Genomic DNA, 24,726 nt, shown 5'->3' with positions numbered 1-24,726 from the left:
CAGGCGTAAGAAGACCAGGCATAGGAACACCGTGCGGGGGCTGTCAGTGGCGTGGGTTACGTTCGACGGGTGAACGAAACCACGCCCCCGGCCGACGCTCCCGGCCGCGTCATCCTCCTCACCACGAGCCACCGGGTGGCCCCCGGCCTGCTTTCCTGGCCCGCGTGGCAGGCCCTGCACGGGGCCGACGAGGTCCTGTGCGCCGACGCCACGCACCCCCAGCTGCCGTATCTGCGCGAGGCGGGCGTGCGGGTGGGCCAGGCGTCGCCCACGGCCCAGGAGTTGGTGGAGGCGTGCGCAGGAGACCGCACGGTCCTGGTCATCGCCACGGCCGAGGGTGACCGCGCCCTGACGGACGGCCTGGCGAGGCTCGCGGGCTCGGGCCGCGTGTCGATGCCCGACCTGGAACTGCTCCCGGCGTCGTACGACCTGCCGGGCGCGCGGCTCCTGGACCTCGTCCAGGTCATGGACCAGATCCGGGGCGAGTGCCCCTGGTCGTCCCAGCAGACGCACAAGGGCCTGGCGAAGTACGCGATCGAGGAGGCGTACGAACTGGTCGAGGCGATCGAGGAGGGCGACAGGGAGGAGCTGCGGGAGGAGCTGGGCGACGTCCTGCTCCAGGTGGTCTTCCACGCGCGGATCGCCGAGGACGACGACGAGTCCCCCTTCTCCGTGGACGACGTGGCGGGCACGATCGTGGAGAAGCTGATCCACCGCCATCCGCACGTGTTCGGCGACGACTCGGCGGACACTCCCGAGGACGTGAAGGCGCACTGGCTCCGCACGAAGGCCGAGGAGAAGCAGCGCTCGTCGGTGACGGAGGGAATCCCCCTGGGCCAGCCGGGCCTGGCCCTCGCGGCGAAGCTGGCCTCGCGGGTGCGGACGGCGGGGCTTGAGGTCGCCCTCCCCTCCGGGGAGGGAGTCGGCTACGAACTCCTTGCGCTCGCCCTACAGGCCGAGGCGGAGGGCGTGGATCCGGAGGCGGCGCTGCGGGGTGCGGCGCGGGCTTATCGGGATGCAGTGCTGGCTGCGGAGGGGAATCCCAGCCCGTCCGGCGTTTGAGGACGAACTCGGCGGAGCCGGTGATGGGGGGTGCGCAGGGCTTCGGGGAAAGAAGACCGCTAACCGCGGATACGGTCGACCCATGCAAGACCAGCCGCCGGCCTCCGCAGAGGCGCCTCCCGCAGCCTGCCCCGCAGGGGCCACCCCGCCCGAGGCCCAGGGGCCAGAGCTCTTCACCTGGGAGTTCGCCACCGACCCCTACCCCGCCTACGCCTGGCTCCGCGAGCACGCCCCCGTGCACAAGACCCGGCTCCCCAGTGGCGTGGACGCCTGGCTGGTCACCCGGTACGCCGATGCCAAGCAGGCGCTAGCCGACCAGCGGCTCAGCAAGAACCCGGCCCATCACGGCGAGCCCGCGCACGCGAAGAGCAAGACCGGCATCCCGGGCGAGCGCAGCGCCAACCTCATGACGCATCTGCTCAACATCGACCCGCCGGACCACACCCGCCTGCGCCGCCTCGTCTCCAAGGCCTTCACGCCCCGCCGCGTCGCCGAATTCGCGCCGCGCGTGCAGGAGTTGACCGACCGGCTCATCGACCAGTTCGTGGAGAAGGGGGAGGCCGACCTCATCCACGACTTCGCCTTCCCGCTCCCCATCTACGCCATCTGCGACCTGCTCGGCGTGCCCCGCGAGGACCAGGACGACTTCCGCGACTGGGCCGGGATGATGATCCGCCACGGCGGAGGGCCCAGGGGAGGGGTCGCCCGGTCCGTGAAGAAGATGCGCGGCTATCTCGCCGAGCTGATCCACCGCAAGCGCCTCGAACCGGGCGACGACCTCATCTCCGGGCTCATCCGCGCCTCCGACCACGGCGAGCACCTCACCGAGAACGAGGCCGCAGCGATGGCCTTCATTCTTCTCTTCGCCGGGTTCGAGACCACCGTCAACCTCATCGGCAACGGCACCTACGCCCTCCTCACCCACCCCGAGCAGCGTGAGCGGCTCCAGGAATCCCTGGGGGAAGGCGACACCGCCCTTCTGGAGACCGGCATCGAGGAGCTGCTGCGCTTCGACGGTCCTGTCGAACTCGCCACGTGGCGGTTCGCGACCGAGCCGCTGACCATCGGAGGGGAGAGCGTCGCCGCCGGCGACCCCGTCCTCGTCGTCCTCGCGGCCGCCGATCGTGACCCCGAACGCTTCGACCGGCCGGACACGCTCGACCTCTCCCGCCGCGACAACCAACACCTCGGCTACGGCCATGGCATTCATTACTGTCTCGGCGCACCGCTGGCCCGGCTCGAAGGCCAGGCCGCCATCGCGACCCTCCTGCGGCGCCTCCCTGACCTGCGTCTCGCGGCGGAACCTGGTGATTTGAGATGGCGCGGCGGGCTCATCATGCGCGGACTCCGCACCCTGCCCGTGGGGTTCACACCCGCACAGAAGAGCAAATATTCGGCCCCTGAAACGACGTTTAACTGACGGACCGTCAAGACTGTGACTTTCACGTGATCTCCGCTGCATCGACTTGTGACAAGCGTTCGACTGCCGCTACGTTCACGACGACTCGGCATCCCGTGCCGCAGTCGTCGCTCCAGCCACGCGAAAGGCAACCGCATGCTCTCCGGCAATGGTCGTCACCGACGCCCCCGCCAGGCCCCGGCCCTGATCGTCGCGGCAGGAGTCGCAGGATCGGCCATCGCCATCCCGCTGCTCGGCGCCACCAGCGCGAGCGCGGCGGACACCGCCACGTGGGACAAGCTCGCGGAGTGCGAGAGCGGCGGATCCTGGAGCGCGGACGCGGGCAACGGCTACTACGGCGGGCTCCAGTTCTCGCAGCAGGTCTGGGAGGAGTACGGCGGCCTCGACTTCGCGCCGAGCGCCGACCTGGCAAGCCGCTCGCAGCAGATATCCGTCGCCGAGAAGGTCCTTGACGACCAGGGGCCCGAGGCCTGGCCGAGCTGCGCGCCGATCGCGGGACTCACCCAGGACGGCGCCGCCGCCGACGTCGACCCGGGCGCCCCGATCACGACGATTCCTTCTGACGAGCCGTCGGAGCCGACCGGGTCCGACGAGTCGTCCGAGCCGAGCGAGCCCAGCACGTCACCGAGCGAGTCGGCCGACCCCTCGGATAGTGCCGAGCCTTCCGGGAAGCCCTCTGAGGAAGCTTCCGAGAAGCCGGACGCCGACGACGAAGCGCGAGACAAGAATCACGACGAGTCCGGCAAGCCGGACGACTCGACCAAGTCCGGTGACCCGGACAAGTCCGGGCAGGACGATGCCACTTCGCCCGCTCCCACCCCTCCCGCCGGTGAGGGCGAAGGCCGCCACCGCGGCGACAGCGCGGACGACGAGCCGTCAGGCGACGCCTCACGCGAGGGCTCGGGCCGGCACGCCTCCCGTGGCGACGAGCGTCAGAAGGACGGCTCCGAGGGGACGTACACGGTCCGCTCCGGAGACAACCTCTGGGCCATCGCCGACGAGCACGACGTGAAGGGCGGGTGGGCCGAGCTGTACGCCGAGAACGAGCAGTCGGTCGGCTCCGACCCCGATCTCATCCTTCCCGGTCAGAGCCTCGATTTGGGCGAAAAGTAGGGGTAGTTGGCGAGTCGCTTTTTGCTCGATGTCCCAATTGGCGCAAGTGAGACATGGGTCTCAGAAGCCCTGATCGTCTTTGAAATTCGGGCGATCGCATGACTACGGTCGTGACCGCTCGCCACAGCGGGCCCCGCCGGTCGGTACGCCGAGTCCTGCCAACGGCCGTTCGGGAACAGTCGTCGCGTAATGCGCCGTAGGCAGGAGCGGGGGAACCAAGGTTTCCGCCGGGCCCGGCCGTTCAGCATCGCGAGAGCGAGGCGGAGAGCGGACGGGAACGGCTAGGGGTTAAGTCGCGCTCAGGAAGCGCGGCCGGGCAACTTCATCGGCCCGAACCCGACAGCTCACCTCGCAGGCGTCGGTGAGGGGATCACTCATGCTGTTTTCCAGCAAGGGCAAGCACCGCCGCCCGTCCAAGGCCACCCGTGTCGCCACGCTCGCCGGCGTCACCGGTGTCGCGGTCGCGGCCCCGCTGATGGCGGCCGGCCAGGCCTCCGCCGCGACGAACTCCGAGTGGGACGCCGTCGCCCAGTGCGAGTCCGGCGGCAACTGGTCCATCAACACCGGCAACGGCTACACGGGCGGCCTGCAGTTCTCGTCGTCCACCTGGGCCGCGTACGGCGGCACGAAGTACGCGCCCACCGCCGACAAGGCCTCCAAGGCCCAGCAGATAGAGATCGGCGAGAAGGTCCTCGCGGGTCAGGGCAAGGGTGCCTGGCCGAGCTGCGGCGTCGGCCTCTCGAGCGCCTCCAACGAGGGTGGCGGTGCGCAGGAGAGCGCCCCGCAGCAGCAGCCCCAGGAGCAGCAGCCGCAGAGCGCGCCCAGCGCCCAGACCGAGCAGCCGCAGCAGGCCGCTCCCAAGGCCGCGCCCAAGGCCGAGGCCCCCAAGACCGAGTCCAAGAAGACCGTCGAGACCCCGACCGGCAAGACGGTCAAGAAGGGCGACGGCGAGTACAAGGTCAAGAAGGGCGACACCCTCTCCAAGATCGCCGAGGCGAAGGACGTCAAGGGCGGCTGGCACAAGGTGTACAAGCTCAACGGCGACATCATCGACAACGCCGACATGATCTACCCGGGCCAGCAGCTCCACCTCAGCTAGGTCCCGCGAGGCGCCATCCTCCCCGCCCCGGTGCGCGTATCCCCCGTACGCACCGGGGCGGGGGTCATTTGTCCCCACCGCTGCCCCCACCGCTTTGTTCCGTTCGGAAACTTTTTGCTCTCGGTTTGTCCACAGGACGGTCGCTCGGCTGGCTGTTGCCCGGGAGCCGGTTAGGCTCGTGTCCGCGAGGCCAACGCCCCGCGTACCCGCGTCACATCCCAGAAGGAGATGCTCGTGCCGTCCATCGACGTCGTCGTAGCCCGGGAAATCCTGGACTCCCGAGGCAACCCCACGGTCGAGGTCGAGGTCGGCCTCGACGACGGCAGCACGGGTCGTGCCGCCGTTCCGTCCGGTGCGTCCACCGGTGCTTTCGAGGCCATCGAACTCCGTGACGGTGACCCCAACCGTTACCAGGGCAAGGGCGTGGAGAAGGCCGTCCTCGCCGTCATCGAGCAGATCGGCCCGGAGCTCGTCGGGTACGACGCGACCGAGCAGCGCCTGATCGACCAGGCGATGTTCGACCTCGACGCCACCGACAACAAGGGCTCGCTCGGCGCCAACGCCATCCTCGGCGTCTCGCTCGCCGTCGCGCACGCCGCGTCGGAGGCCTCCGACCTGCCGCTCTTCCGCTACCTCGGCGGCCCGAACGCGCACCTGCTGCCCGTTCCGATGATGAACATCCTGAACGGCGGGTCGCACGCCGACTCGAACGTCGACATCCAGGAGTTCATGATCGCGCCGATCGGCGCCGAGTCGTTCTCCGAGGCCCTGCGCTGGGGCACCGAGGTCTACCACACGCTGAAGAAGGTCCTGAAGGACAAGGGCCTGTCCACCGGCCTGGGTGACGAGGGCGGCTTCGCCCCGAACCTGGACTCCAACCGCGCCGCGCTCGACCTCATCCTCGAGGCCATCAAGCAGGCCGGTTACGTCCCCGGTGAGCAGATCGCGCTCGCGCTCGACGTCGCCGCCTCCGAGTTCTACAAGGACGGCTCGTACGCGTTCGAGGGCAAGTCCCGCTCGGCCGCCGAGATGACCGAGTACTACGAGGAGCTCGTCGCCTCGTACCCCCTCGTCTCCATCGAGGACCCGCTGTTCGAGGACGACTGGGCCGGGTGGAACGCCATCACCGAGAAGCTCGGCGACAAGGTCCAGCTCGTCGGCGACGACCTGTTCGTCACCAACCCGGAGCGCCTGGCCCGTGGCATCGAGGAGAAGTCGGCCAACGCCCTTCTGGTGAAGGTCAACCAGATCGGCTCGCTGACCGAGACCCTGGACGCCGTCGAGATGGCCCAGCGCAGCGGCTTCAAGTGCATGATGTCCCACCGCTCCGGTGAGACCGAGGACGTCACCATCGCCGACCTCGCCGTCGCCACCAACTGCGGCCAGATCAAGACCGGCGCCCCGGCCCGCTCCGAGCGCGTCGCCAAGTACAACCAGCTCCTGCGCATCGAGGAGATCCTCGACGACGCCGCGGTGTACGCCGGCCGCAGCGCCTTCCCGCGCTTCAAGGGCTGAGGCGTAGCCACCCTGTAGTTACCTACGTCCCCGTACTCGGTCCCGTACCGTGTGCGGGGACGTACGTACGTATCGGGGAGGCGGCACACATGGCCGTGAAGGACCGCGACCGGTTCTCCACCGCGACCAGGCTGCGACTGCTCGGCGAGCAGACCGCGGAGCGTGTCTACCGCTCCCAGACCAAGCGCCAGGCGCGCCGCTCCCGGCTCACGGGACGCGCCGCGCTCCTGGCGCTCGTGCTCTGCTCGCTGGTCGTCGCGCTCGCCTACCCGATAAGGCAGTACGTCTCCCAGCGCGCGGAGATCGCCGACCAGCGCAAGGAGCAGGCCGAGCGCCGCGAGAACGTCGAGAAGCTGCGCGACGAGAAGGCCCGCTGGCGGGACGACGCGTACGCGGAGCAGCGCATCCGGGACCGGCTGCACTATGTGATGCCGGGCGAGACCGGCTACACGGTGATCGACCCCGAGGCGGCGAAGAAGCAGCGCACCGACCAGGGGGCCGCCGCCAGGCCCTGGTACTCGAACGTCTGGGACGGCGTCGACAAGGCCGACCGCCCGGCCGCCGACTGAGCCCGACAGAACTTCTACGGAACCAATCGAAAGACAGGCATGCAAACGCCCCCGCCGACCACCCCGCGCACCGAGCCCACCGACGCCGACGTCGAGGCCTTCAAGCAGCAGCTCGGCCGTCCGCCGCGCGGCCTGCGGGCCATCGCCCACCGCTGCCCGTGCGGGCAGCCGGACGTCGTCGAGACGGCGCCGCGCCTTCCGGACGGGACGCCGTTCCCGACGACGTACTACCTGACGTGCCCGCGGGCCGCTTCCGCGATCGGCACCCTTGAGGCCAACGGCGTCATGAAGGAGATGTCGGAGCGGCTGACGACGGACCCCGAGCTGGCGGCCGCGTACCGCGCGGCGCACGAGGACTACATCGCGCGCCGTGACGCCATCGAGGTCCTGGAGGGCTTCCCGAGCGCGGGCGGCATGCCGGACCGCGTGAAGTGCCTGCACGTCCTGGTCGGCCACTCGCTGGCCGCGGGCCCGGGCGTGAACCCGCTGGGCGACGAGGCGATCGCGATGCTGCCGCAGTGGTGGGCCAAGGGACCGTGCGTGACGCCGTGCGCCGAGCAGGAGCCCGCCAAGTGACCCGCGTCGCAGCCATCGACTGTGGTACGAATTCGATCCGCCTGCTCGTGGCGGACGCCGACCCGCAGACCGGCGAACTGGTCGACCTGGACCGCAGGATGACGATCGTCCGCCTCGGCCAGGGCGTGGACAAGACGGGCCGCCTGGCCCCCGAGGCACTCGACCGCACCTTCGCCGCCTGCCGTGAGTACGCCGAGGTCATCAAGTCCCACGGCGCGGAGCGCATCCGCTTCGTGGCGACCTCCGCGTCCCGCGACGCCGAGAACCGCGACGACTTCGTACGAGGGGTCCTGGACATCCTCGGCGTCGAGCCCGAGGTCATCAGCGGTGACCAGGAGGCCGAGTTCTCCTTCACGGGGGCGACGAAGGAGCTCGCGGGAAGCGATCACCTGGCCAAGCCCTACTTGGTCGTCGACATCGGCGGCGGCTCCACGGAGTTCGTCGTCGGCGAGGACCATGTCCGGGCCGCCCGCTCCGTCGACATCGGCTGCGTGCGCCTGACGGAGCGGCACATCCGCACCGACCCGCCCGCGCCCGCCGAACTCGACGCCGTCCGGGCCGACATCGGGGCGGCGCTCGACCTGGCGGAGCGGACGGTGCCGATCGGCGAGGCCCGCACCCTGGTCGGCCTCGCTGGCTCGGTGACCACCGTGGCCGCCATCGCGCTCGGCCTCGATGAGTACGACTCCGCGGCGATCCACCACTCCCGGGTCTCCTACGAGCAGGTCAGCGAGATCGCCGGCCGCCTGAGCCGGGCCACGCACGACGAGCGGGCCGCGATCCCGGTCATGCATCCGGGGCGCGTGGACGTCATCGTGGCGGGTGCTCTCGTGCTGCTGGGAATCATGGACCGGATCGGGGCCAGGGAGGTCGTCGTGAGTGAGCACGACATCCTGGACGGCATCGCATGGCACGCGGCAGAGGAGCTGCGGTAGGACGTCAGCGCGGGTCGGTCCAGGCACTCAGATGTTGCGGTGGACGTCGCGACGGTCGCCGACTTTGACGGCGAGGATGACGAGCTCGCCATCCAGGACCTGGTAGGCGACCCGGTAGCTGCCGACCCGAAGGCGGTAGAGACCGGACGGCCCGGTCAACTTCTTGATGTCGGCGTCCTCGCGGTACGGGTCGTCGCCGAGGGCGGTCAGCGCGGCGAGGATACGCATGGCGGCAGGCCGGTCGATCGACCGGAGCTGCCGCTGTGCTGCCGTGGCGAACCGGAATGCGTACTTCACGCCGCGCCTTCGCCCCGCTCGCTGAAGAGGTCGGCCAGCAGCTCGGCCATGGTCACGGTCGGGCCGTCTTCGGCCAAGACCGCTTCGGCCTCGCGTGCGAGGAGTTCGTCCGCCGCTTCTTCCAGCGCGTTGAAGTCCGCGATGGGTACGAGGGCAGCCACGGCAGCGCCGTTGCGCGTGATGATCGTGGCGGCGCCCTGTTCCGCACGGTTGATGTGGTCCGCAAGGTGCGCGCGGGCTTCGCGCACGGTCACAGCGCTCTCATCCATGAGCAGAGTGTACGCGCGAGCGTGTACACCGGCAATGGAGGGCGGCATCGGCTGGTCGACCGCCTGAGCGCTTCATGTAGCGTCCGAGCGGGTGCCGAGGGGCCTGGAAGGTCCCCCGGCGACATGTCGTCGGGAAACTTCGTGAAGTTCTTCACAAGGAAATGGCGTCAGTCGGACGATGTTCAGGGGTTCCGGACCCCTGAAAGTGACCTCTGGGGGCCCCGCGACCCACGACAGTGAAGGTTCGGCGGCGCGTCCGGGGCGTGAAGTGGACCGGTGGTCCACTGGTCCTCGGAGGCCAGAGCGGCAGCTCACAAGGGGTGCCCAACGTCTCGGGTCATCCCGTGGTTCCCCTGGGGCGCTATGGCCTGCGTCACGTGGGCGGCGAAGTGTAGCAGAGGGTCTACCCATGCTTGTGAAGGGGCGCACGAGCGACCCCCGTCGGGCAGGTGGATACTCGATGGCATGAGCACCACGGAGCGTCCCAGGATCCTCGTAGTAGGCGGTGGGTACGTAGGCCTGTACGCAGCTCGGCGCATTCTCAAGAAGATGCGCTACGGAGAGGCGACCGTCACGGTCGTCGACCCCCGGTCGTACATGACCTACCAGCCCTTCCTCCCCGAAGCCGCCGCCGGCAGCATTTCGCCTCGGCACGTCGTCGTCCCGCTGCGACGCGTGCTGCCCAAGGCGGAAGTTCTGACCGGCCGGGTCACCACCATCGATCAGGACCGCAAGGTCGCGACGATCGCCCCCCTCGTGGGCGAGGCGTACGAGCTGCCTTTCGACTACCTGGTCATCGCGATGGGCGCGGTCTCCCGCACCTTCCCGATCCCCGGCCTCGCCGAGCAGGGCATCGGCATGAAGGGCATCGAGGAGGCCATCGGCCTGCGCAACCACGTCCTCGAGCAGCTGGACAAGGCTGACTCCACGACGGACGAGGATGTCCGCCGCAAGGCGCTGACCTTCGTCTTCGTCGGCGGTGGCTTCGCGGGTGCGGAGACCATCGGTGAGGTGGAGGACATGGCCCGCGACGCGGCCAAGTACTACAACAACGTGAAGCGCGAGGACATGCGCTTCGTGCTCGTCGACGTCGCGGACAAGATCCTCCCCGAGGTCGGCCCGAAGCTCGGCCAGTACGGCAAGGAGCACCTCGAGGGCCGCGGTGTCGAGGTCTACCTCAAGACCGGCATGGACTCCTGCGTGGACGGCCACGTGGTCCTGAACAACGGCCTGGAGGTCGACTCCAGCACCATCGTGTGGACCGCCGGCGTCAAGCCGAACCCGGCGCTCGCCCGCTTCGGTCTGCCGCTCGGCCCCCGTGGCCACGTCGACACCCAGACGACCCTCCAGGTCCAGGGCAGCGACTACATCTGGGCCGCGGGCGACAACGCCCAGGTGCCGGACATGGTCGGCCGCAAGGCGGGCAACGAGAACGCCTGGTGCCCGCCGAACGCCCAGCACGCGCTGCGTCAGGCCAAGGTCCTCGGCGACAACGTGATCTCCGGCATGCGGGGCTTCCCGCAGAAGGAGTACAGCCACGCCAACAAGGGTGCGGTCGCCGGTCTCGGCCTGCACAAGGGCGTCGCGATGATCGTCATGGGCAAGATGAAGATCAAGCTCAAGGGCCGTCTCGCCTGGTACATGCACCGCGCGTACCACGGCATGGCGATGCCGACGTTCAACCGCAAGATCCGCGTCTTCGCGGACTGGACCCTCGCGGTCTTCCTCAAGCGTGAGGTCGTCTCGCTGGGCGCCATGGAGACGCCGCGCGAGGAGTTCTACGAGGCCGCCAAGCCCGCGCCGAAGCCCGCGGCGGCCAAGGCCGAGACGCCGGCCGTCGAGTCCTCCAAGGACGGCGAGAAGGCCAAGGCCTCCTGACCTCCGGTCGCTGAAAAGGCCCGAAGGGGCCGCCCGCCATCCGTGGTGCGGGCGGCCCCTTCGGGTTTTTCCCGCTCCGTATACATGGCGGCTACATGCATTTTGCCGATCCGTGACACCGCAACGGGACTGCAAGACCGCCCCGTTGGTGTTTACGTGGTGTTGAACCTATCCGGGATATCCCCAATCACGGAGGTGTGCACCATGCCAGATGCCGCACTGCGGCTTAAGAGCCTCGCCGAACAACTGCTGGGAGCCCCGCTCCCCGTACGCATTCGTGCCTGGGACGGTTCGGAAGCAGGCCCGCCGGGTGCCCCCACCCTCGTCGTACGCAGCCGCCGCGCCCTGCGCCGCCTGATGTGGAAGCCGGGCGAGCTGGGCCTCGCCCGCGCCTGGGTGGCCGGTGACCTGGACGTCGACGGCGATCTGTACGCCGCGCTCGACCGGCTCGCCGAGTTCATCTGGGAGCGGGGCGAGGACGCCAAGAACCTCAGGGAGTCCCTGCGCGACCCGGAGTTCCGCGCCGCCGCCCGCACCCTGGTCGGTCTCGCCGCGCCGTTCCTGCCGCCGGCCCCGCCGCCGGAGGAGATGCGCAGGCGGCGCACCCTCCATCTGCACACCAAGGGCAGCGACCGGCAGGCCATCAGCCACCACTACGACGTGGGCAACGACTTCTACGAGCTGGTGCTCGGCCCCTCGATGGTCTATTCGTGCGCCTACTGGGAGTCCGAAGGCTCCACCCTTGAGGAAGCCCAGCGCGACAAGCTGGAGCTCATCGCCCGCAAGCTCGCCCTGAAGCCCGGCATGCGGCTCCTCGACGTCGGCTGCGGCTGGGGCTCCATGGCGATCCACGCGGCGCGCGAGCACGGCGTCACCGTCGTCGGCGTCACGCTCTCCCAGGAGCAGGCCGCGTACGCCAGGAAGCGCATCGCGGAGGAGGGGCTGACCGACAAAGTCGAGATCCGCGTCCAGGACTACCGTGACGTGCGCGACGGTCCGTACGACGCCATCTCCTCCATCGGCATGGCCGAACACGTCGGCGCCGAGCGGTACTTGGAGTACGCACGCGACCTGCACGCCCTCCTCAAGCCGGGCGGCAGGCTCCTCAACCACCAGATCGCGCGCCGCCCGCAGGCCGACGAGTCGACGTACGAGGTGGACGACTTCATCGACGCCTATGTCTTCCCCGGCGGCGAGCTCGCCCCCGTGGGATCCACCGTCGGGCAGCTGGAGCGCGCCGGGTTCGAGGTGCGCGACGTGGAGGCGATCCGCGAGCACTACGCCCTCACCCTGCGCCGCTGGGTCGCCAACCTGGAGGCCCACTGGAAGGAGGGCCAGCGGCTCACATCGCCGGGCCGCGCCCGCATCTGGCGCCTCTACATGGCGGCGTCCGCGCTCTCCTTCGAGCGCAACCGCATCGGCGTCAACCAGGTCCTCGCGGTGAAGACCCCGGAGGCCGGCACCTCCGGGATGCCGCTGCGGGCCCGCGCCTGGCAGTAGAAGGCAGAGGCAGAAGAGCGGGGCCCCGGACGGTGATCGTCCGGGGCCCCGCTCATACGCACGTACCGCCGGGTGCTACTCGCTCTTGATCGCCATCAGCGGGTTCAGCTTGGCCGCGCTGCGGGCCGGCCACATCGCCGCGAGGACGCCGACCAGGGCCGCGATCGCGAGGAAGATCATGATCCGGCCGACCGGGATCTCCATCGAGTACGTCTTCACGGTCTCGCTGATGCTGCCGCCCGCGGCCCAGCCCATGAAGATGCCGAGGCCGATGCCGAGCACCGCGCCGAACAGGGAGATGATGACCGCCTCCAGGCGCACCATCTGCTTGACCTTCGCGCGGTCGAGGCCGATGGCCCGCATCATGCCGATCTCGTGCTTCCGCTCGAAGACCGACATGGCCAGGGTGTTGATGACACCGAGCACCGCGATCAGGATGGCCATCGCCAGGAGGCCGTAGAGCATGTTCAGCATCAGGTTGATCGCGCCGGCGATCTCGTTGCTGATCGCGTCCTTGTCCTGGATCTTGATGGCGGGGTTGTCACCGAGGGCGTCGACGATGGCGTCCTCGGCCTTGTCGGAGGTGCCGCCCTTCATCTTCACCAGGACCTGCTGGTCGGTGATCTTGGACAGGTGCGGGTCGACGACGGCGAGCGGCGTGAAGAGCCCGTTGATCATCTCGTTCTGCTCGTAGACGCCGGCGATCTTCAGCTCGGCCGTCTTGTCGTCGTCGAACTTCACCGGGACGGTGTCGCCCGTCTTCAGGCCCTGCTTGTCCGCGGTCTCCTTGTCGACCAGCGTGGCGTCGCCCTTCAGACCCGCGAGCGAGCCGCTGGTGAAGTCGAGGCTCGCCAGCTTGCCGAAGGCCTTCTCGTCGACGCCGGAGATCTGGGAGTACGAGCCGTCGATCTCGCCGTAGGCCGTGCGCAGCGGGCTGCTCGCCTCGACGTCGGGGAGCTTGTCCAGCTTCTCGCGGACCTCGGGCGTCAGCGGCTGGTAGTTCGCCATGGAGACGGTGTAGTCGGCCTTCAGGGAGCCCGCGGCCATCTTGTTGATGGCGCTGCTCATGGAGGTCGCGACCACCGTCATCGCCGTGATGAGGGTCAGGCCGATCATCAGGGCCGCTGCGGTGGAGGCCGTGCGGCGCGGGTTGCGCACCGCGTTGAGGCGGGACAGCTTGCCCGTGACGCCGAACGGCTTCAGGAGCGGGGCCGACGCGGCGATGAACGGGCGGGACAGGAGCGGCGTGAGGACGATGACGCCGACCATGATCGTGGCGGCGCCGCCGGCCATCACGTAGTTGTCGTCCATGAAGAGCATGACCGCGCCGAGCGCGACGATGATCGAGCCGATGGTGTTGCGGACGACCAGACCGCGCATGGCCGGCGTCGCGTGGACGCTGTTCATCGCGGCGACCGGCGGGATCCGCGCGGCGCGGCGGCCCGGCAGCCAGGCGGCCAGCATGGTCACGACCACGCCGATGATCAGGGCGACGACGATCGTGGTCGGGGCGATGACGATCGGCCCGTCGGGCAGCGAGGCGCCCGCGGAGTTCATCAGGGACTCCAGGCCCATGGCCACACCGATGCCGAGCGCGAAGCCGGTCACGGCGGCCACCAGGCCCACCAGGAAGGCCTCGATGAGCACGGAGCGCGTCACCTGACGGCGCGATGCGCCGATGGCGCGCATCAGGGCCAGTTCCTTGGTGCGCTGGGCGACCAGCATGGTGAAGGTGTTGGCGATGATGAAGATGCCGACGAAGAGCGCGATGCCCGCGAAGATCAGCAGGACCTGGCTCATCGAGCTGGTGCTCTGCTCGATCATCCTCTCCTGGTCGTCGGAGAGCTGGGCGCCGGTGACGGCGTCCGTGTCCTTCGGCAGGATCTTCTCGATGGAGCTCTTCAGCGCCGTCTCGGATGTGCCCGCGGCGGCCTTCACGTCGATCTCGTCGTACTGGGTCTTGCCGAGGACGGTGCGCGCGGTGTCGTCGTCGAACACGACGAGGCTGCCGCCCGCGAGGACGCTGCCGTCCTCGGTGTCGAAGACGCCGCTGATCTTCGCCTTCTTCACCGGGCCGTCGGTGGAGTAGCGGACCGTGTCACCGACCTTGTAGCCGGTGCGCTCGGCGGTGCGGGAGTCGAGCGCGAGGTCACCGGCGGACTTCGGGGCGGCGCCCTTGGTGAAGTCGTAGCGCGGGTCCTTGCCGCCCTTGCCCGGGAAGTAGTTGGCGCCGGTGGTGCCCCACTCGCCGCCGACCAGCTTGCCGTCCTTGTCGGCGAGCGCGGTGAACCCGGAGACGGTCCCTATCGCCGAGTCGGCGCCGGGCAGGCGCTGTGTCTTCTTCAGGAAGGCGTCGGTCAGGCGCGGCGGCTTCTTGGCCTCGCCGCTGTCCTCGCTGCCGTAGGAGGAGCCGTCGCCCTGGATGGCGACGGAGACGTGGTCGAAGCTCTTCGCCGACTTGTTCTTGTAGGCGTTGCCGAAGGTGTCGGTGAAGACCAGGGTGCCGGAGACGAAGGCGACGCCGAGCATGACGGCGAGCACGGTCATCAACAGCCTGGCCTTGTGCGTGAGCACGTTGCGCAGGGCGGTACGGAACATGGGTGTGAGTCCTGTGAGAGGGCCCCGAAGGGGCGCGGGGAACTGCGCGACCAGCCACGACGCGCCCGCAGGCGGCACCGGCGGACGTCGCTCGGAGTGCTTGGGGGTCTAGCTCGTACGACCCTTGGCGTCAAAGTGCTTCATCCGGTCAAGCACCCCCTCGGCCGTCGGCCCATGCATCTCGTCGACGATCCGCCCGTCGGCGAGGAAAATGACGCGATCCGCGTACGCCGCGGCCACGGGGTCATGCGTGACCATGACGACCGTCTGCCCCAGCTCCCGTACGGAGTTGCGCAGGAAGCCGAGGACCTCCGCGCCCGAGCGCGAGTCCAGGTTTCCGGTCGGCTCGTCGCCGAAGATGATGTCGGGCTGCGAGGCGAGCGCGCGGGCCACGGCGACGCGCTGCTGCTGGCCGCCGGAGAGCTCCGTGGGCCGGTGGCTGAGCCGCCCGGCCAGGCCGACCATGGAGATGACCTGCTCCAGCCACTGCTTGTCGGGCTTGCGGCCCGCGATGTCCATCGGCAGCGTGATGTTCTCCAGGGCCGTCAGCGTCGGCAGGAGGTTGAAGGCCTGGAAGATGAAGCCGATCTTGTCCCGGCGGAGCTTGGTGAGCTGCTTGTCCTTGAGGGTGGACAGCTCGGTCTCGCCGATCCGCACGGAGCCGCCGCTGAAGCTGTCGAGCCCCGCGACGCAGTGCATCAGGGTCGACTTGCCGGAGCCCGATGGGCCCATGATCGCGGTGAACTCGCCCTGCCGGAAGTCGACGGAGACATGGTCCAGGGCGACCACCTGGGTCTCGCCCTGTCCGTACACCTTGGAGAGGTCCGTGGCGCGTGCGGCCACCGCGGTGGTGCGGGCGGCGAAGGGGGTGGTGGTCACGGGGTGGTGCTCCTGTCGGGACGACGAGTGGGGACGTACTCCATCGTCCTTGCGGATCCGCGCCGTGTAGTCAGCCGCTGTTCCGGTTCCGGGGGCCCTCTGCAGTCGGACCCCGGGCGCCCGTGTCATACCTGGGGATGACCCCGGCCCCTGAGACGGGTACCACCCGTCAGTGACCCGCGGGCGCCGCGCAGGCGGTGAAATTCCGTCATTCCGTCACGGAGGCCGCACAGCGGTGGAAGGGCCTGCGGCATGTACCGATGGGCCGTACCGGTGGCTGATGCACCCTCAGACGTCAATAAAATAAGACAACATCGGGCTGTTGTTCCGCTGTTCGAGGGACGCCTCCCGATAGGGTCGAATCACTTGATGCGGAGCCCATGGCCTGCCCGGATGGTGGAATGCAGACACGGCGAGCTTAAACCTCGCTGCCCCTAGCGGGCGTGCCGGTTCAAGTCCGGCTCCGGGCACCTCCACTGCCCCCTTGGGGGGGTATGTGTCTGATGGCACATCATTTCAAGTTCCTCGCAACGGTGTTGGCCACCGGGTCGCCGGCCTACGCGGGAGTCCTCGCCACCGGGCCGCTCACAGCGCGTCGACGGCGCTCACCTTCCAGCCGTCCGTCGTACGCGTGAGGGTCATCCGGACCCGGTTCAGATCCACGCGCGAGCCGGAGACCTGAGTGCTCTTGGTGACCTGGTTGACGAAGAGCACCACAACGGCGCTGTCCGCCGACGCCGACGCCACCGAGGCCGCCGGGGCACCGCCGTCGGGCGGCGTGACCACGGAGGCCTTCACCACCCCCCTGTACTTCTTCGCGGTCGGCGCGACCACCGCCTTGGTCGTCCTGCCGTACTCCTCGCGGAAGGAGCCCGTGAGCCGGCCGCGCGCCGCGGCGAAATCCCGGTCCAGATGCCGGTGGTCGTACGACAGGACGAGGGGCGCCGCCTTCTGCGCGGCCGCGAGGGCCTGCGCCCGCGCCGCCTCGACCTGGCGGCCGTCCCGGTACTGCCACCCGAGCACCGCGACCGCGACGAGGCCCGCCACGGTCAGGAGGGCAAGGACGGCGCTCAGCCGTGCGCGCCGGCGCCCTCGGGGCGGGGCGTCTGGGGCCGAGGCCTCCGGGTCAGGCCCGGGAGCGGACTCGGACTCCGCCTGCGTGAGCAGTACCTCCCCGACCACCTTCTCGACGGGCGGCAGCCCCGTCAGGTCGTTGACCAGATCCTCGGGTACGCCGTCCAGCGCGTCCTGCGGCTCGGAGCGGATGCCGTCGGCCCGCTTGGCCGCGGCGCGGGCGGCCGCGGTCAGGGAGCGCCGGCCCGGTGATCCGGGTCCGGCGCCGCGGCCTCGGGTTCTGGTGTTCGCCACGGTGTTTCTCCTTACGGCGGGGTGATGCGCCTTACGGGATTCATGCGCTGTACGGGGTGGTGCGCTGTATGGGGTGGTGCGGTCAGCCGACGAACTCGACGCCGGATGTCAGCCACTTGCCGTTCTTGAGTTCGAGGTCCAGTTGCAGCCGGTAGGTGCGGGCCTGGCCGTCGGGGGCGGCGGTGTTGGTCACCTTGCTGTCGGCGACCACCAGGACACGGGCGGAGTCCTCGTCGGCCCGGGTGATGCCCGCTTCGAGGACCTGCCCCTTGGAGACCGACTTGTTCTTGGCGACCAGCTTCGTCAGCTGCGCGGTCTGCGCCGTGAACTGCTTCTTGAAGTCACCGGTCGCGCCCTTGAGCACGTTCTCGCTGTCCCGCCCGTAATGCCGGTAGTCGAGCGAGGTGAAGTTCAGGGCCGACTGCCTGGCAGCGGCCAGGATGTCCTGGTGCCGCTGCTCCGTCGCGCGCTGCTCGTACACCTGGAGGCCCAGCCAGAGGGCGAGCGCCGACGTCCCCGCGGTGGCCACGGCGAGTCCCGCGGCCATGGCGCGGCCGCCGCGGGCGGCGCCCGCGAGCCTGGCGCCGAGGCGGCGCAGCGCCCGTACGGGGCGGGAGATCAGGCCCCCGACCGCGAGGGGGATCAGACCCCCGCTCATGCCATCGGTCCTACGAGCAGCCATTGCCACGAGTCCTTTCCGAACGCGTTCTGTTCGCCGCCCGTCGAGCCGATCTCGACGGGCGTTCCGTCCGGTCCGACGGCGGTGCCGGTGTCCGGGTCGTACGGGGTGACATACGCCGCCCGGTCCGCCCCGCCGGAGCGGGTCGAGGCGCCGGGGGCGTTCTGCGCGCCGCGCACCGAGGTGTCGCCACCACGTGGCGCCGTGCAGCGTGCGCCGGTGTTGGCCGGGCGGCCGCCGGTGTCCGAGGGGTCGCGCCGCCGGGTGTCGTACCCCTGGCGGCAGGGCGGCGGTTCGTCCTTGCCCGCGACCATGCCGAAGTGCGTGGTGCCGTCGCCCGGCACCACCGTGTAGCTGCCCGCGACGGTCAGGGGGAAGGTGACCAGGGCCTGCTCCACCCCGGGCAGTCGCGCCACCGTGATCTGGCCGCCGCTGATCAGATTCCCGAGGAGCACCGGCAGCTGGGTCTTGTTCGCCTTGAGCAGCGAGTCCACCTCGTGGGCGGCGGGCGCGCCCGACCCGATCAGCTTGCGGATGTCCCCGTCACTGGACTTGAGCTCCGCGGTGAGGGCCGCCAGGTCCTCGGAGAACGACTTGATCGACGAGCCCTGCTCCGACTGGGTCCTGAGCACCTTGCGCGAGTCCTCGATCAGCCTGATCGTCTCGGGGAGCGATGCGGAGGCCGACTCGACCAGCTCATTGCCCGAGTCCACCAGGCGGCTCAGGTGCGGTCCCGTCCCCTTGAAGGCCTTGCCCAGTTCGTCGACCGTGACCCGCAGATCCTCCTTGCCGACGGAGTTGACCAGGCGGTCCACGCTGAGGACGAGCTCCGTGCTCGCCAGCGGCACCCGGGTGTCGCCGCGGGCGATCGTGCTGCCCTCCTTGAGCAGCGGACCGGAGCCCGTGCGCGGCTGCAGATCGACGTACTGCTCACCGACCGCCGAACGGTGCGCCACCACCGCGAGCGTGTCCGCCGGAATCCGCGCCCCGTCCTCGATGTCGAGCGCCACCGACACCCCGCCGGATCCCGCGAGTTCGAGCTGCCCGACGCGGCCCACGGGCACCCCGCGATAGGTGACCTCGGCCCCCTGGAAGATGCCCCCGGACTCGGCGAACTCGGCGCGCACGGTGTACCCGCGGTCGAGCAGGGCGTCGGGGATGCCGGTGTACTGCGCGCCGACGTAACTCACGCCCACGGCGGTGACGGTGGCGAACGCGAGCAGTTGGAGCTTGACCGTACGTGTGATCACGGGGAGACCCCTCTCAGCAGGAGCTCGGCCAGAGCGAGGTTGATCCCGGGCGCAGAGCCCTCGGCGTCCCCGTTCCCGTACGCGGCGTACTGGCCGGTGCACACCGGCGGGCACAGCTGCTCGTCGTCGCCACCCGGGTCCGCCGGGTCGTCGGGGGTGTCCGGCAGCTTCGGGTCGTCGGGCAGCTCGGGGGCCTTCGGGGCGTCCGGAACGCCGGGGAGATCCGGAACGCCGGGGGCGTCCGGCAGCTTCGGTGGCTTCGGCGCCTTGGGCAGCCCGGGGTTGTCCGGGCCGTCCGGCTTCTTGGGATCGTCGGCGAGATTGCCGTAGATGCTGTCCAGATCGAGATCGGCGGTGATCTTGAGGTTGACGTAGTCGCCCTTGATGGCGCCGGTGACGCCGCGCGGGAAGGGATAGGTCGTCAGGAGCTCAAGGGAGTTCGGCAGATCGTCGCCCGCCGCGTTCAACTGCTCCAGGGTCGGCCGCAGATGCTTCAGATTGGCGATCACGTCGGAGCGTGAGGCGTTGATGACCTTGGTGCCCGCCTTGCCAAGATTCGACAGCGACGTGAGCATCTTCGTCAGATCGCGTCGCTGGTCGGCGAGCACCTTGAGGGCGGGCGGCACGGTGTCGACGGCGTCGCCGATCGTCTTCTTCTCCTTCTTGAGGCGCTTGGCGAGGCGGTCGACGCCCTTGAGCGCCCGCACGATCTCCTTGCGCTGGCCGTCGAGACCCCCGACGAACTTGTTCAGCTCCTTCAGCAGCGACTTGACCCGGTTCTCGCGGCCGGACAGGGCCTTGTTGAGCTCCGTGGTGATCGTCTTGAGCTGGGCCACACCGCCGCCGTTGAGCAGCGCCGACAGCGCGGAGAGCACCTCTTCGATCTCCGGGTTGCGGCCGCTGCGGGACAGCGGAATCCGCGCACCGTCCTTGAGCCTGCCGACGGGGGCGCTGTCCGGCGGTGCGGACAGGGCCACGTATTTCTCGCCGAGCATGCTGGTCTGCCGCAGACCGGCGAACGCGTTGCCGGGCAGCTTCACCGAACCGGCGACCCGCAGCCGCACCTTGGCGTGCCAGCCGTCGAGCTCCACCTTCTCGACCGAGCCCACGGTGACGTTGTTGACCTTCACGGCCGACTGCGGCACCAGGTCGAGTACGTCCCGGAACTCGACCGTGACCCGGTAGGCGCCCGCGTCGTCGGCGGCGCCGCCGGGCAGTTCGACGTCGTACAGACCGTTGAACTCACAGCCGGCCAGGAGCAGTGAACCGATCGCGGCCCAAACGGCCGTCCCGCCCTTGCGCAGTGCGCTCATGCCGCGGCCTCCAGGATTCCGCCGAGGGTCTTGTCGCTCGGCTTCGCGCCCGAAACCCCTTGTGGCTGCGACAACTTGGGCAGCGAGTCGAAGAGTTTCCGCAGGTCCTTGCACTCCGCGGCCTGCTTCTCGCCGGTGGTGCCGAGCAGCGAGCAGAGCAGCGCGGCCGGGTCCTGTGCCTGTTCGGCGTTGTTACGGGTGTCGAGGGTGCCCGAGCCCGGGTTGTAGGCGTTCTGCAGATTCGACAGGCCGGTCGGCGTGGTCTCCAGGATCTCGGCGAGCGCCTTCTTCTGGGTGACGAGCACCTTGGTGACCTTGCTGAGCCCCTTCACGTTGGAGGTCAGCGACTTCTTGTTCTTCTTGACGAACCGCTGCACATCGCCGAGCGCGGTGCCCAGGTGCTTCAGCGCGGCCGCCAGGTCCTTGCGCTCTCCGGCGAGCTGTCCCGCCACCTTGGCGAGGCTGGTGTTGAACGACCGCACGCTCTTGTCGTCCTTGGCGAGCATGGCCGTGAACACCTGCAGGTTCCGTACGGTGCCGAACAGGTCGCCCCGGCCGTCGGAGAGGGTGGTGACGGCCGTGGAGAGATCCTCCACGGTCTGGTGCAGGTTCCCGCCCTGCCCTTCGAGGTTGTCCGCGCTGACCCCGAGCAGCCGGGACAATGAGCCCTTCTTGTTGGCGCCGCGCGGGCCGAGCGCCTCCGACGTGGTGTGCAGACTGTCGAAGACGCGGTCGAGCTCGACCGGTACGGCGGTACGGCTCTGCGGAATGACGGCGCCGTCCCGCATCGCCGGGCCCTTCCGGTACACCGGCAGGAGCTGGAGGTAACGGTCGCTGACCACCGAGGAGTTGATGATCGCGGCCTTGGCTTCGGCGGGCACCTTGCGCTCACTGTCGTACTCAAGGGTCACCCGCACCCGCTCGCCCTCCGGGGTGATCTCCTTGACCTCGCCGATCCGGACGCCGAGCACCCGGACGTCCGAACCCGGATAGATGCCGACGGTGCGCGGGAAGTACGCGGTGACGCGCACCGGTTCATCGCGCGGCCACAGCACCACGGTGAGGGCGGCCACCACGACCAGGGCGGTCACCAGGGCCGTCCGCCGCAGGAGTCGTGCGTGCTTGCTCATCGCTTGTCTCCCGTCCGCGGGACCACCGGAGTGGCGACCAGGTTCTGGATGTAGCTGTCGAACCAGCGGCCGTTGCTGAGGGTGTTGGTGAAGAGCCGTACATAGGGCGCGAGCAGCTGGACGCTTCGATCGAGACTGGTGTAGTTGCGCTCCAGCATCGACACGACTTTGTTCAGGCCCTTGAGCGCCGGGCCGATCTCCTTGCGGTTGTCCGCCACCAGGCCGGAGAGCTCGATGCCGAGCGTGGCCGAGCTCTTGAGCAGGGTGTGGATGGCCTTGCGGCGCTTGGCGATCTCGGTGAGCAGTTTGTCGGCGTCCTTGACCAAGGTGGAGAACTCGTCGGAGCGGTCGGCGAGCACCTTGGTGACGCCGTTGGCGTGGCCGAGGAGTTCGCGCAGCTCCTTGTCGCGCGACGCGACCGTGCGGGAGATCTTCGACAGGCCCTTGATGGACGCCTTCACCTCGGCGGGAGAGTCCTCGAAGGTGGTGGAGATGGTGTCCATGGCCTTGGCGAGCTCGTCGGTGTCGACCTTCTCCGTGGTGGTGGTCAGATCGCTGAACGCGGTCACGACGTCGTACGCGGGTGTCGTCCGGGACACCGGGATCTCGGCGCCCGGCTTCAACTGCCCTGGCCCCTTGGGCTCCAGGGCCAGGTACTTCGAGCCCAGGATCGTCTTGATCCGGATGGACGCGCCGGTCCTGGTGCCGAACTTCGGCTCGCCCTTGACCTGGAAGGTGACCTTCACATGGTCGCCGTCGAGGTCGACCTCGTCGATCTTGCCGACCTTCACCCCGGCGATCCGTACCTCGTCGCCCGGCTTGAGCCCGCCCGCCTCCGAGAAGGCCGCGCTGTACGTCTCGCCGTTGCCGATCAGCGGCAGGCTTTCGGCGTTGAACGCGGCGGCGGTCAGGAGGCCGAGGGTGGTGAGACCCACGACACCGATCGTCACCGGGTTCCGCTCACGGAAGGGCCTCATGCGCCGCACCTCGCCCTTGCCACATGCAGCTCGGGAGTGAGCACCTCCTTGGTCTTCGGCAGCACGATCCGGCCGTCGAAGTCACAGAGGTAGAAGTTGAACCAGGAGCCGTAGGACGCGGTCCCGGTCAGCTTGTTGAGCTTGTTCGGCAGCCGCTTCAGCACGCCCTCCACGGTTTTCTCGTTGTCGTTCAGCGTTCCGGTGAGCTCGCCGAGCTCCTTGATGTCGTCCTTCAGCGGGGGCCGTGCCTCCCCGATCAGGCCCGAGGTGGCCTCGGTCAGGTGCCCGATGTTCACCAGCGACTTGCCGATCGGCTTACGGTCCGCGGACAGTCCGGAGACAAGCCGCTGCAACTGCTTGAGCAGCGAGGAGAAGCGGCCGCCGCGCTTGTCCAGGGTCGTCAGCACTTCGTTGAGGTTGCTGATCACGGAGCCGATGAGCTTGTCGCGGCCGGCCAGGGTGGTGGTGAGCGACGCCGTGTGGGCAAGCAGGCTGTTGACCGTGCCGCCCTCGCCCTGCAGCGTCTTGATGATCTCGGTGGCGAGCTGGTTCACGTCCTTGGGGCTCAGCGCGGCGAACAGCGGCTTGAACCCGGCGAGAAGCGCGTTCAGATCGAGCGCGGGCTGCGTCCGGGACAGCGGGATCCGGCCGCCGGGCCGCAGTGGTGTGGTGCCGCCCGCGCCCTCGGTCAGCGCGATGTAGCGCTGCCCGACCAGGCTCCGGTAGCGGATGACGGCGCCGGTGCTGGTGAACAGCGGGCGGTCCTCGGTGACGGTGAAGGTGACTTCGGCCCGGGTCCTGTCCTTGATCCGGATGCCATCGACCTCGCCGACCCGCACCCCGGCGACCCTGATGTCGTCGCCCTCCTCCAGGCTCGTGACATCGCTGAACACCGCGCGGTAGGTGTGCTCCGGGGTGAAGGAGATATTCACGATGGTGGCCGCGAGCAGCGCCGTCGCCACCACCGTCACCGCCGCGAACAGCAGGAACTTCACCAGAGGCGCCGCGGTGTCCGTGGCTCGTGCCGTCTTCATGCGACGCTCACCGCCGTTCCGCGCGCCATCGGGCCGAAGAGGAGCGTCGCGACCGGGGGCACCTGGTCCGCCGACACCCCGAGGACCGGGGCCACGAGGGAGCCGACGGCCCGCTGTTCGGCCGCGGTCGAGGACATCTTGGGAGTGCCGGAAGGACCACCGACCTTGTTGGGCTTCGTACCGTCGTTGAGCTGGTCGTCCCCCGCGGGCACCCGGGGGTGGGGCAACCCGCGGCAGTTGGGGCCCGAGCGGTCCGCGTACCGCGGTTCCTCGCCGGGCTCGTATGCGGGCTGCGGGTGGACGAATTCGAGGGTGATACGCATCTTTCCGCCTCGATAGGTCTCTTCGGATGCCTTGTCCTGCCGCACCAGACCCTCAAGGAGGCAGGGGTACTGGGGCGCATAGCGGGCGAACAGCGCAAGCGTCGGGCGGGAGACCCGGCCGAGGGTGATCAGGCGCTCGCCGTTGTCGTCGAGGAACTCCTCGCCGGTGCCGGCCGCGGTGGCGGTCGCGGTGAGGGCGGCGGCCAGTTGGCCCTGCTTCTCCACGAGGGTGCGGCTGGTGGTGACGGAGTTCCGCAGGATCTTCAGCAGGTCGGGCGCCGCGTCGGCGTACACCTCGGCGACGTCGGCGAAGCGCGTGATGTCCTCCTTCAGGGACGGCAGATGCGGGTTGAGGCGGCGCAGATAGCGCTCGACGCGGGTGAGGTTGGCGCCGATCCGGTCGCCGCGTCCGTCGAGCGCGGTGGCGAACGCGGAGAGCGTCGCGTTGAGATCGGCGGGCCGCACGGTGCGCAGGAGCGGCAGCAGATCGTTCATCAGCTGCTGCACCTCGATGCCGACCGTGGTGCGGTCCTGGGTGATGACGTCACCCGCGCGGATGTGCCGGTCCGCGGGCTCACGGGGCTCCACCAGCTCGACGTACTTCTCGCCGAACAGCGTCTTGGGCAGCAGCCGTGCGTGGACATCGGACGGGATCCGGGCGATGTGCTCCGGCTTGAGTGCGATGCCGAGGGTCGCCTTCTCGCCGTCGGCCCGCACCTCGCGGACCTCGCCGACCAGGAGGCCGCGCAGCTTGACGTCGGCCCGCGGTTCCAGCTGGTTGCCCAGGGTGTCGGCCTGCAGCGTGATCCGTACGACGGAGGTGAACACCTGCTGGTACACGGCGACGGAGAGGGCGAGCAGCAGCGCGATGACCGTGATGAACACGACGCCGTACAGCCGCAGCCTGGCGCCGCGCGAAGCGGGAGAGATCGGAGTCCTCAT

General features: G+C 69.3%; 22 protein-coding genes, 1 tRNA gene and 1 riboswitch. Of the genes, 11 read left to right on the top strand and 12 right to left on the bottom strand.

Annotated elements, in window-relative coordinates; all coding sequences use genetic code 11:
- Positions 1–69: 69 nt before the first annotated feature.
- From E5671_RS20875 to E5671_RS20840, 8 genes are all read left to right on the top strand, one after another.
- Complete coding sequence (locus E5671_RS20875; RefSeq protein WP_160505478.1) at positions 70–1,062, top strand: nucleoside triphosphate pyrophosphohydrolase; 993 nt, start codon at positions 70–72, stop codon at positions 1,060–1,062.
- A gap of 82 nt (positions 1,063–1,144) precedes the next feature.
- Positions 1,145–2,482: a cytochrome P450 family protein gene (locus tag E5671_RS20870; RefSeq protein WP_160505477.1), complete on the top strand. Its 1,338-nt coding sequence runs from the start codon at positions 1,145–1,147 to the stop codon at positions 2,480–2,482.
- Between the two features lie 135 nt (positions 2,483–2,617).
- Complete coding sequence (locus E5671_RS20865) at positions 2,618–3,595, top strand: LysM peptidoglycan-binding domain-containing protein (RefSeq protein WP_160505476.1); 978 nt, start codon at positions 2,618–2,620, stop codon at positions 3,593–3,595.
- Positions 3,596–3,777: 182 nt separating this feature from the next.
- Positions 3,778–3,968: riboswitch (cyclic di-AMP (ydaO/yuaA leader) on the top strand.
- A 3-nt stretch (positions 3,969–3,971) separates the two neighbouring features.
- A complete protein-coding gene (locus tag E5671_RS20860) occupies positions 3,972–4,694 on the top strand; it encodes a LysM peptidoglycan-binding domain-containing protein (RefSeq protein ID WP_160505475.1) in 723 nt (240 codons plus the stop codon).
- Positions 4,695–4,928: 234 nt separating this feature from the next.
- Positions 4,929–6,209, top strand: coding sequence for a phosphopyruvate hydratase (gene eno, locus E5671_RS20855; RefSeq protein WP_336605805.1), 1,281 nt, complete (start codon positions 4,929–4,931; stop codon positions 6,207–6,209).
- Between the two features lie 89 nt (positions 6,210–6,298).
- Entirely contained in the window at positions 6,299–6,778 is a 480-nt protein-coding gene (locus tag E5671_RS20850; protein ID WP_160505473.1) for an FtsB family cell division protein, read from the top strand.
- A 39-nt stretch (positions 6,779–6,817) separates the two neighbouring features.
- Positions 6,818–7,354, top strand: a complete 537-nt coding sequence (locus E5671_RS20845) for a DUF501 domain-containing protein (RefSeq protein ID WP_160505472.1) — start codon at positions 6,818–6,820, stop codon at positions 7,352–7,354.
- Complete coding sequence (locus E5671_RS20840; protein WP_160505471.1) at positions 7,351–8,289, top strand: Ppx/GppA phosphatase family protein; 939 nt, start codon at positions 7,351–7,353, stop codon at positions 8,287–8,289. The genes E5671_RS20845 and E5671_RS20840 overlap by 4 nt, the downstream gene beginning before the upstream one ends.
- 27 nt (positions 8,290–8,316) lie before the next feature.
- Here E5671_RS20840 and E5671_RS20835 read toward each other — a convergent pair whose 3' ends face one another.
- Together E5671_RS20835 and E5671_RS20830 are read right to left on the bottom strand one after the other, a co-directional pair.
- On the bottom strand, positions 8,317–8,586 hold the full coding sequence (locus tag E5671_RS20835) for a type II toxin-antitoxin system RelE/ParE family toxin (protein WP_160505470.1): 270 nt from the start codon (positions 8,584–8,586) through the stop codon (positions 8,317–8,319).
- A complete protein-coding gene (locus tag E5671_RS20830; RefSeq protein WP_160505469.1) occupies positions 8,583–8,855 on the bottom strand; it encodes a type II toxin-antitoxin system Phd/YefM family antitoxin in 273 nt (90 codons plus the stop codon). The genes E5671_RS20835 and E5671_RS20830 overlap by 4 nt, the downstream gene beginning before the upstream one ends.
- A 465-nt stretch (positions 8,856–9,320) precedes the next feature.
- Between E5671_RS20830 and E5671_RS20825 the strand changes: the two genes are divergently transcribed.
- On the top strand, positions 9,321–10,733 hold the full coding sequence (locus tag E5671_RS20825; protein ID WP_160505468.1) for an NAD(P)/FAD-dependent oxidoreductase: 1,413 nt from the start codon (positions 9,321–9,323) through the stop codon (positions 10,731–10,733).
- Between the two features lie 204 nt (positions 10,734–10,937).
- Positions 10,938–12,233 carry an SAM-dependent methyltransferase gene (locus E5671_RS20820; RefSeq protein WP_160505467.1) on the top strand — a complete coding sequence of 432 codons (1,296 nt, stop codon included), beginning with the start codon at positions 10,938–10,940 and terminating at the stop codon, positions 12,231–12,233.
- A 75-nt stretch (positions 12,234–12,308) separates the two neighbouring features.
- Here the strand turns inward: E5671_RS20820 and E5671_RS20815 are convergent, their stop codons facing one another.
- A complete protein-coding gene (locus tag E5671_RS20815) occupies positions 12,309–14,831 on the bottom strand; it encodes an ABC transporter permease (protein WP_160505466.1) in 2,523 nt (840 codons plus the stop codon).
- A gap of 108 nt (positions 14,832–14,939) precedes the next feature.
- Positions 14,940–15,710 carry an ATP-binding cassette domain-containing protein gene (locus E5671_RS20810; protein WP_160505465.1) on the bottom strand — a complete coding sequence of 257 codons (771 nt, stop codon included), beginning with the start codon at positions 15,708–15,710 and terminating at the stop codon, positions 14,940–14,942.
- Between the two features lie 387 nt (positions 15,711–16,097).
- On the opposite strand from E5671_RS20810, the gene E5671_RS20805 reads away from it, so the two are divergent.
- Positions 16,098–16,180, top strand: a tRNA-Leu gene (locus tag E5671_RS20805).
- A gap of 115 nt (positions 16,181–16,295) precedes the next feature.
- Here the strand turns inward: E5671_RS20805 and E5671_RS20800 are convergent.
- The 8 genes from E5671_RS20800 to E5671_RS20765 form a co-directional block, all read right to left on the bottom strand.
- On the bottom strand, positions 16,296–17,078 hold the full coding sequence (locus E5671_RS20800; protein ID WP_160505464.1) for a hypothetical protein: 783 nt from the start codon (positions 17,076–17,078) through the stop codon (positions 16,296–16,298).
- Positions 17,079–17,160: 82 nt separating this feature from the next.
- Positions 17,161–17,736 (bottom strand): hypothetical protein, encoded by a 576-nt coding sequence (locus E5671_RS20795; RefSeq protein ID WP_237330206.1) that lies wholly within the window; start codon positions 17,734–17,736, stop codon positions 17,161–17,163.
- Entirely contained in the window at positions 17,733–19,007 is a 1,275-nt protein-coding gene (locus E5671_RS20790) for an MCE family protein (RefSeq protein ID WP_160505463.1), read from the bottom strand. Before E5671_RS20790 ends, E5671_RS20795 begins: the two co-directional genes overlap by 4 nt.
- Positions 19,004–20,320, bottom strand: a complete 1,317-nt coding sequence (locus tag E5671_RS20785; protein ID WP_160505462.1) for an MCE family protein — start codon at positions 20,318–20,320, stop codon at positions 19,004–19,006. The genes E5671_RS20790 and E5671_RS20785 overlap by 4 nt, the downstream gene beginning before the upstream one ends.
- Positions 20,317–21,450 carry an MCE family protein gene (locus tag E5671_RS20780; protein ID WP_160505461.1) on the bottom strand — a complete coding sequence of 378 codons (1,134 nt, stop codon included), beginning with the start codon at positions 21,448–21,450 and terminating at the stop codon, positions 20,317–20,319. The genes E5671_RS20785 and E5671_RS20780 overlap by 4 nt, the downstream gene beginning before the upstream one ends.
- Positions 21,447–22,427 (bottom strand): MCE family protein, encoded by a 981-nt coding sequence (locus E5671_RS20775; protein WP_160505460.1) that lies wholly within the window; start codon positions 22,425–22,427, stop codon positions 21,447–21,449. Before E5671_RS20775 ends, E5671_RS20780 begins: the two co-directional genes overlap by 4 nt.
- The gene (locus tag E5671_RS20770; RefSeq protein ID WP_160505459.1) at positions 22,424–23,461 is read right to left on the bottom strand and encodes an MCE family protein; all 1,038 of its coding nucleotides are present in this window, start codon (positions 23,459–23,461) and stop codon (positions 22,424–22,426) included. The genes E5671_RS20775 and E5671_RS20770 overlap by 4 nt, the downstream gene beginning before the upstream one ends.
- A complete protein-coding gene (locus tag E5671_RS20765) occupies positions 23,458–24,726 on the bottom strand; it encodes an MCE family protein (RefSeq protein ID WP_160505458.1) in 1,269 nt (422 codons plus the stop codon). Before E5671_RS20765 ends, E5671_RS20770 begins: the two co-directional genes overlap by 4 nt.

The sequence above is a fragment of the Streptomyces sp. BA2 genome, from assembly GCF_009769735.1.
Taxonomy (GTDB): domain Bacteria; phylum Actinomycetota; class Actinomycetes; order Streptomycetales; family Streptomycetaceae; genus Streptomyces.
This window is presented reverse-complemented; position numbering and strand designations above follow the sequence as displayed.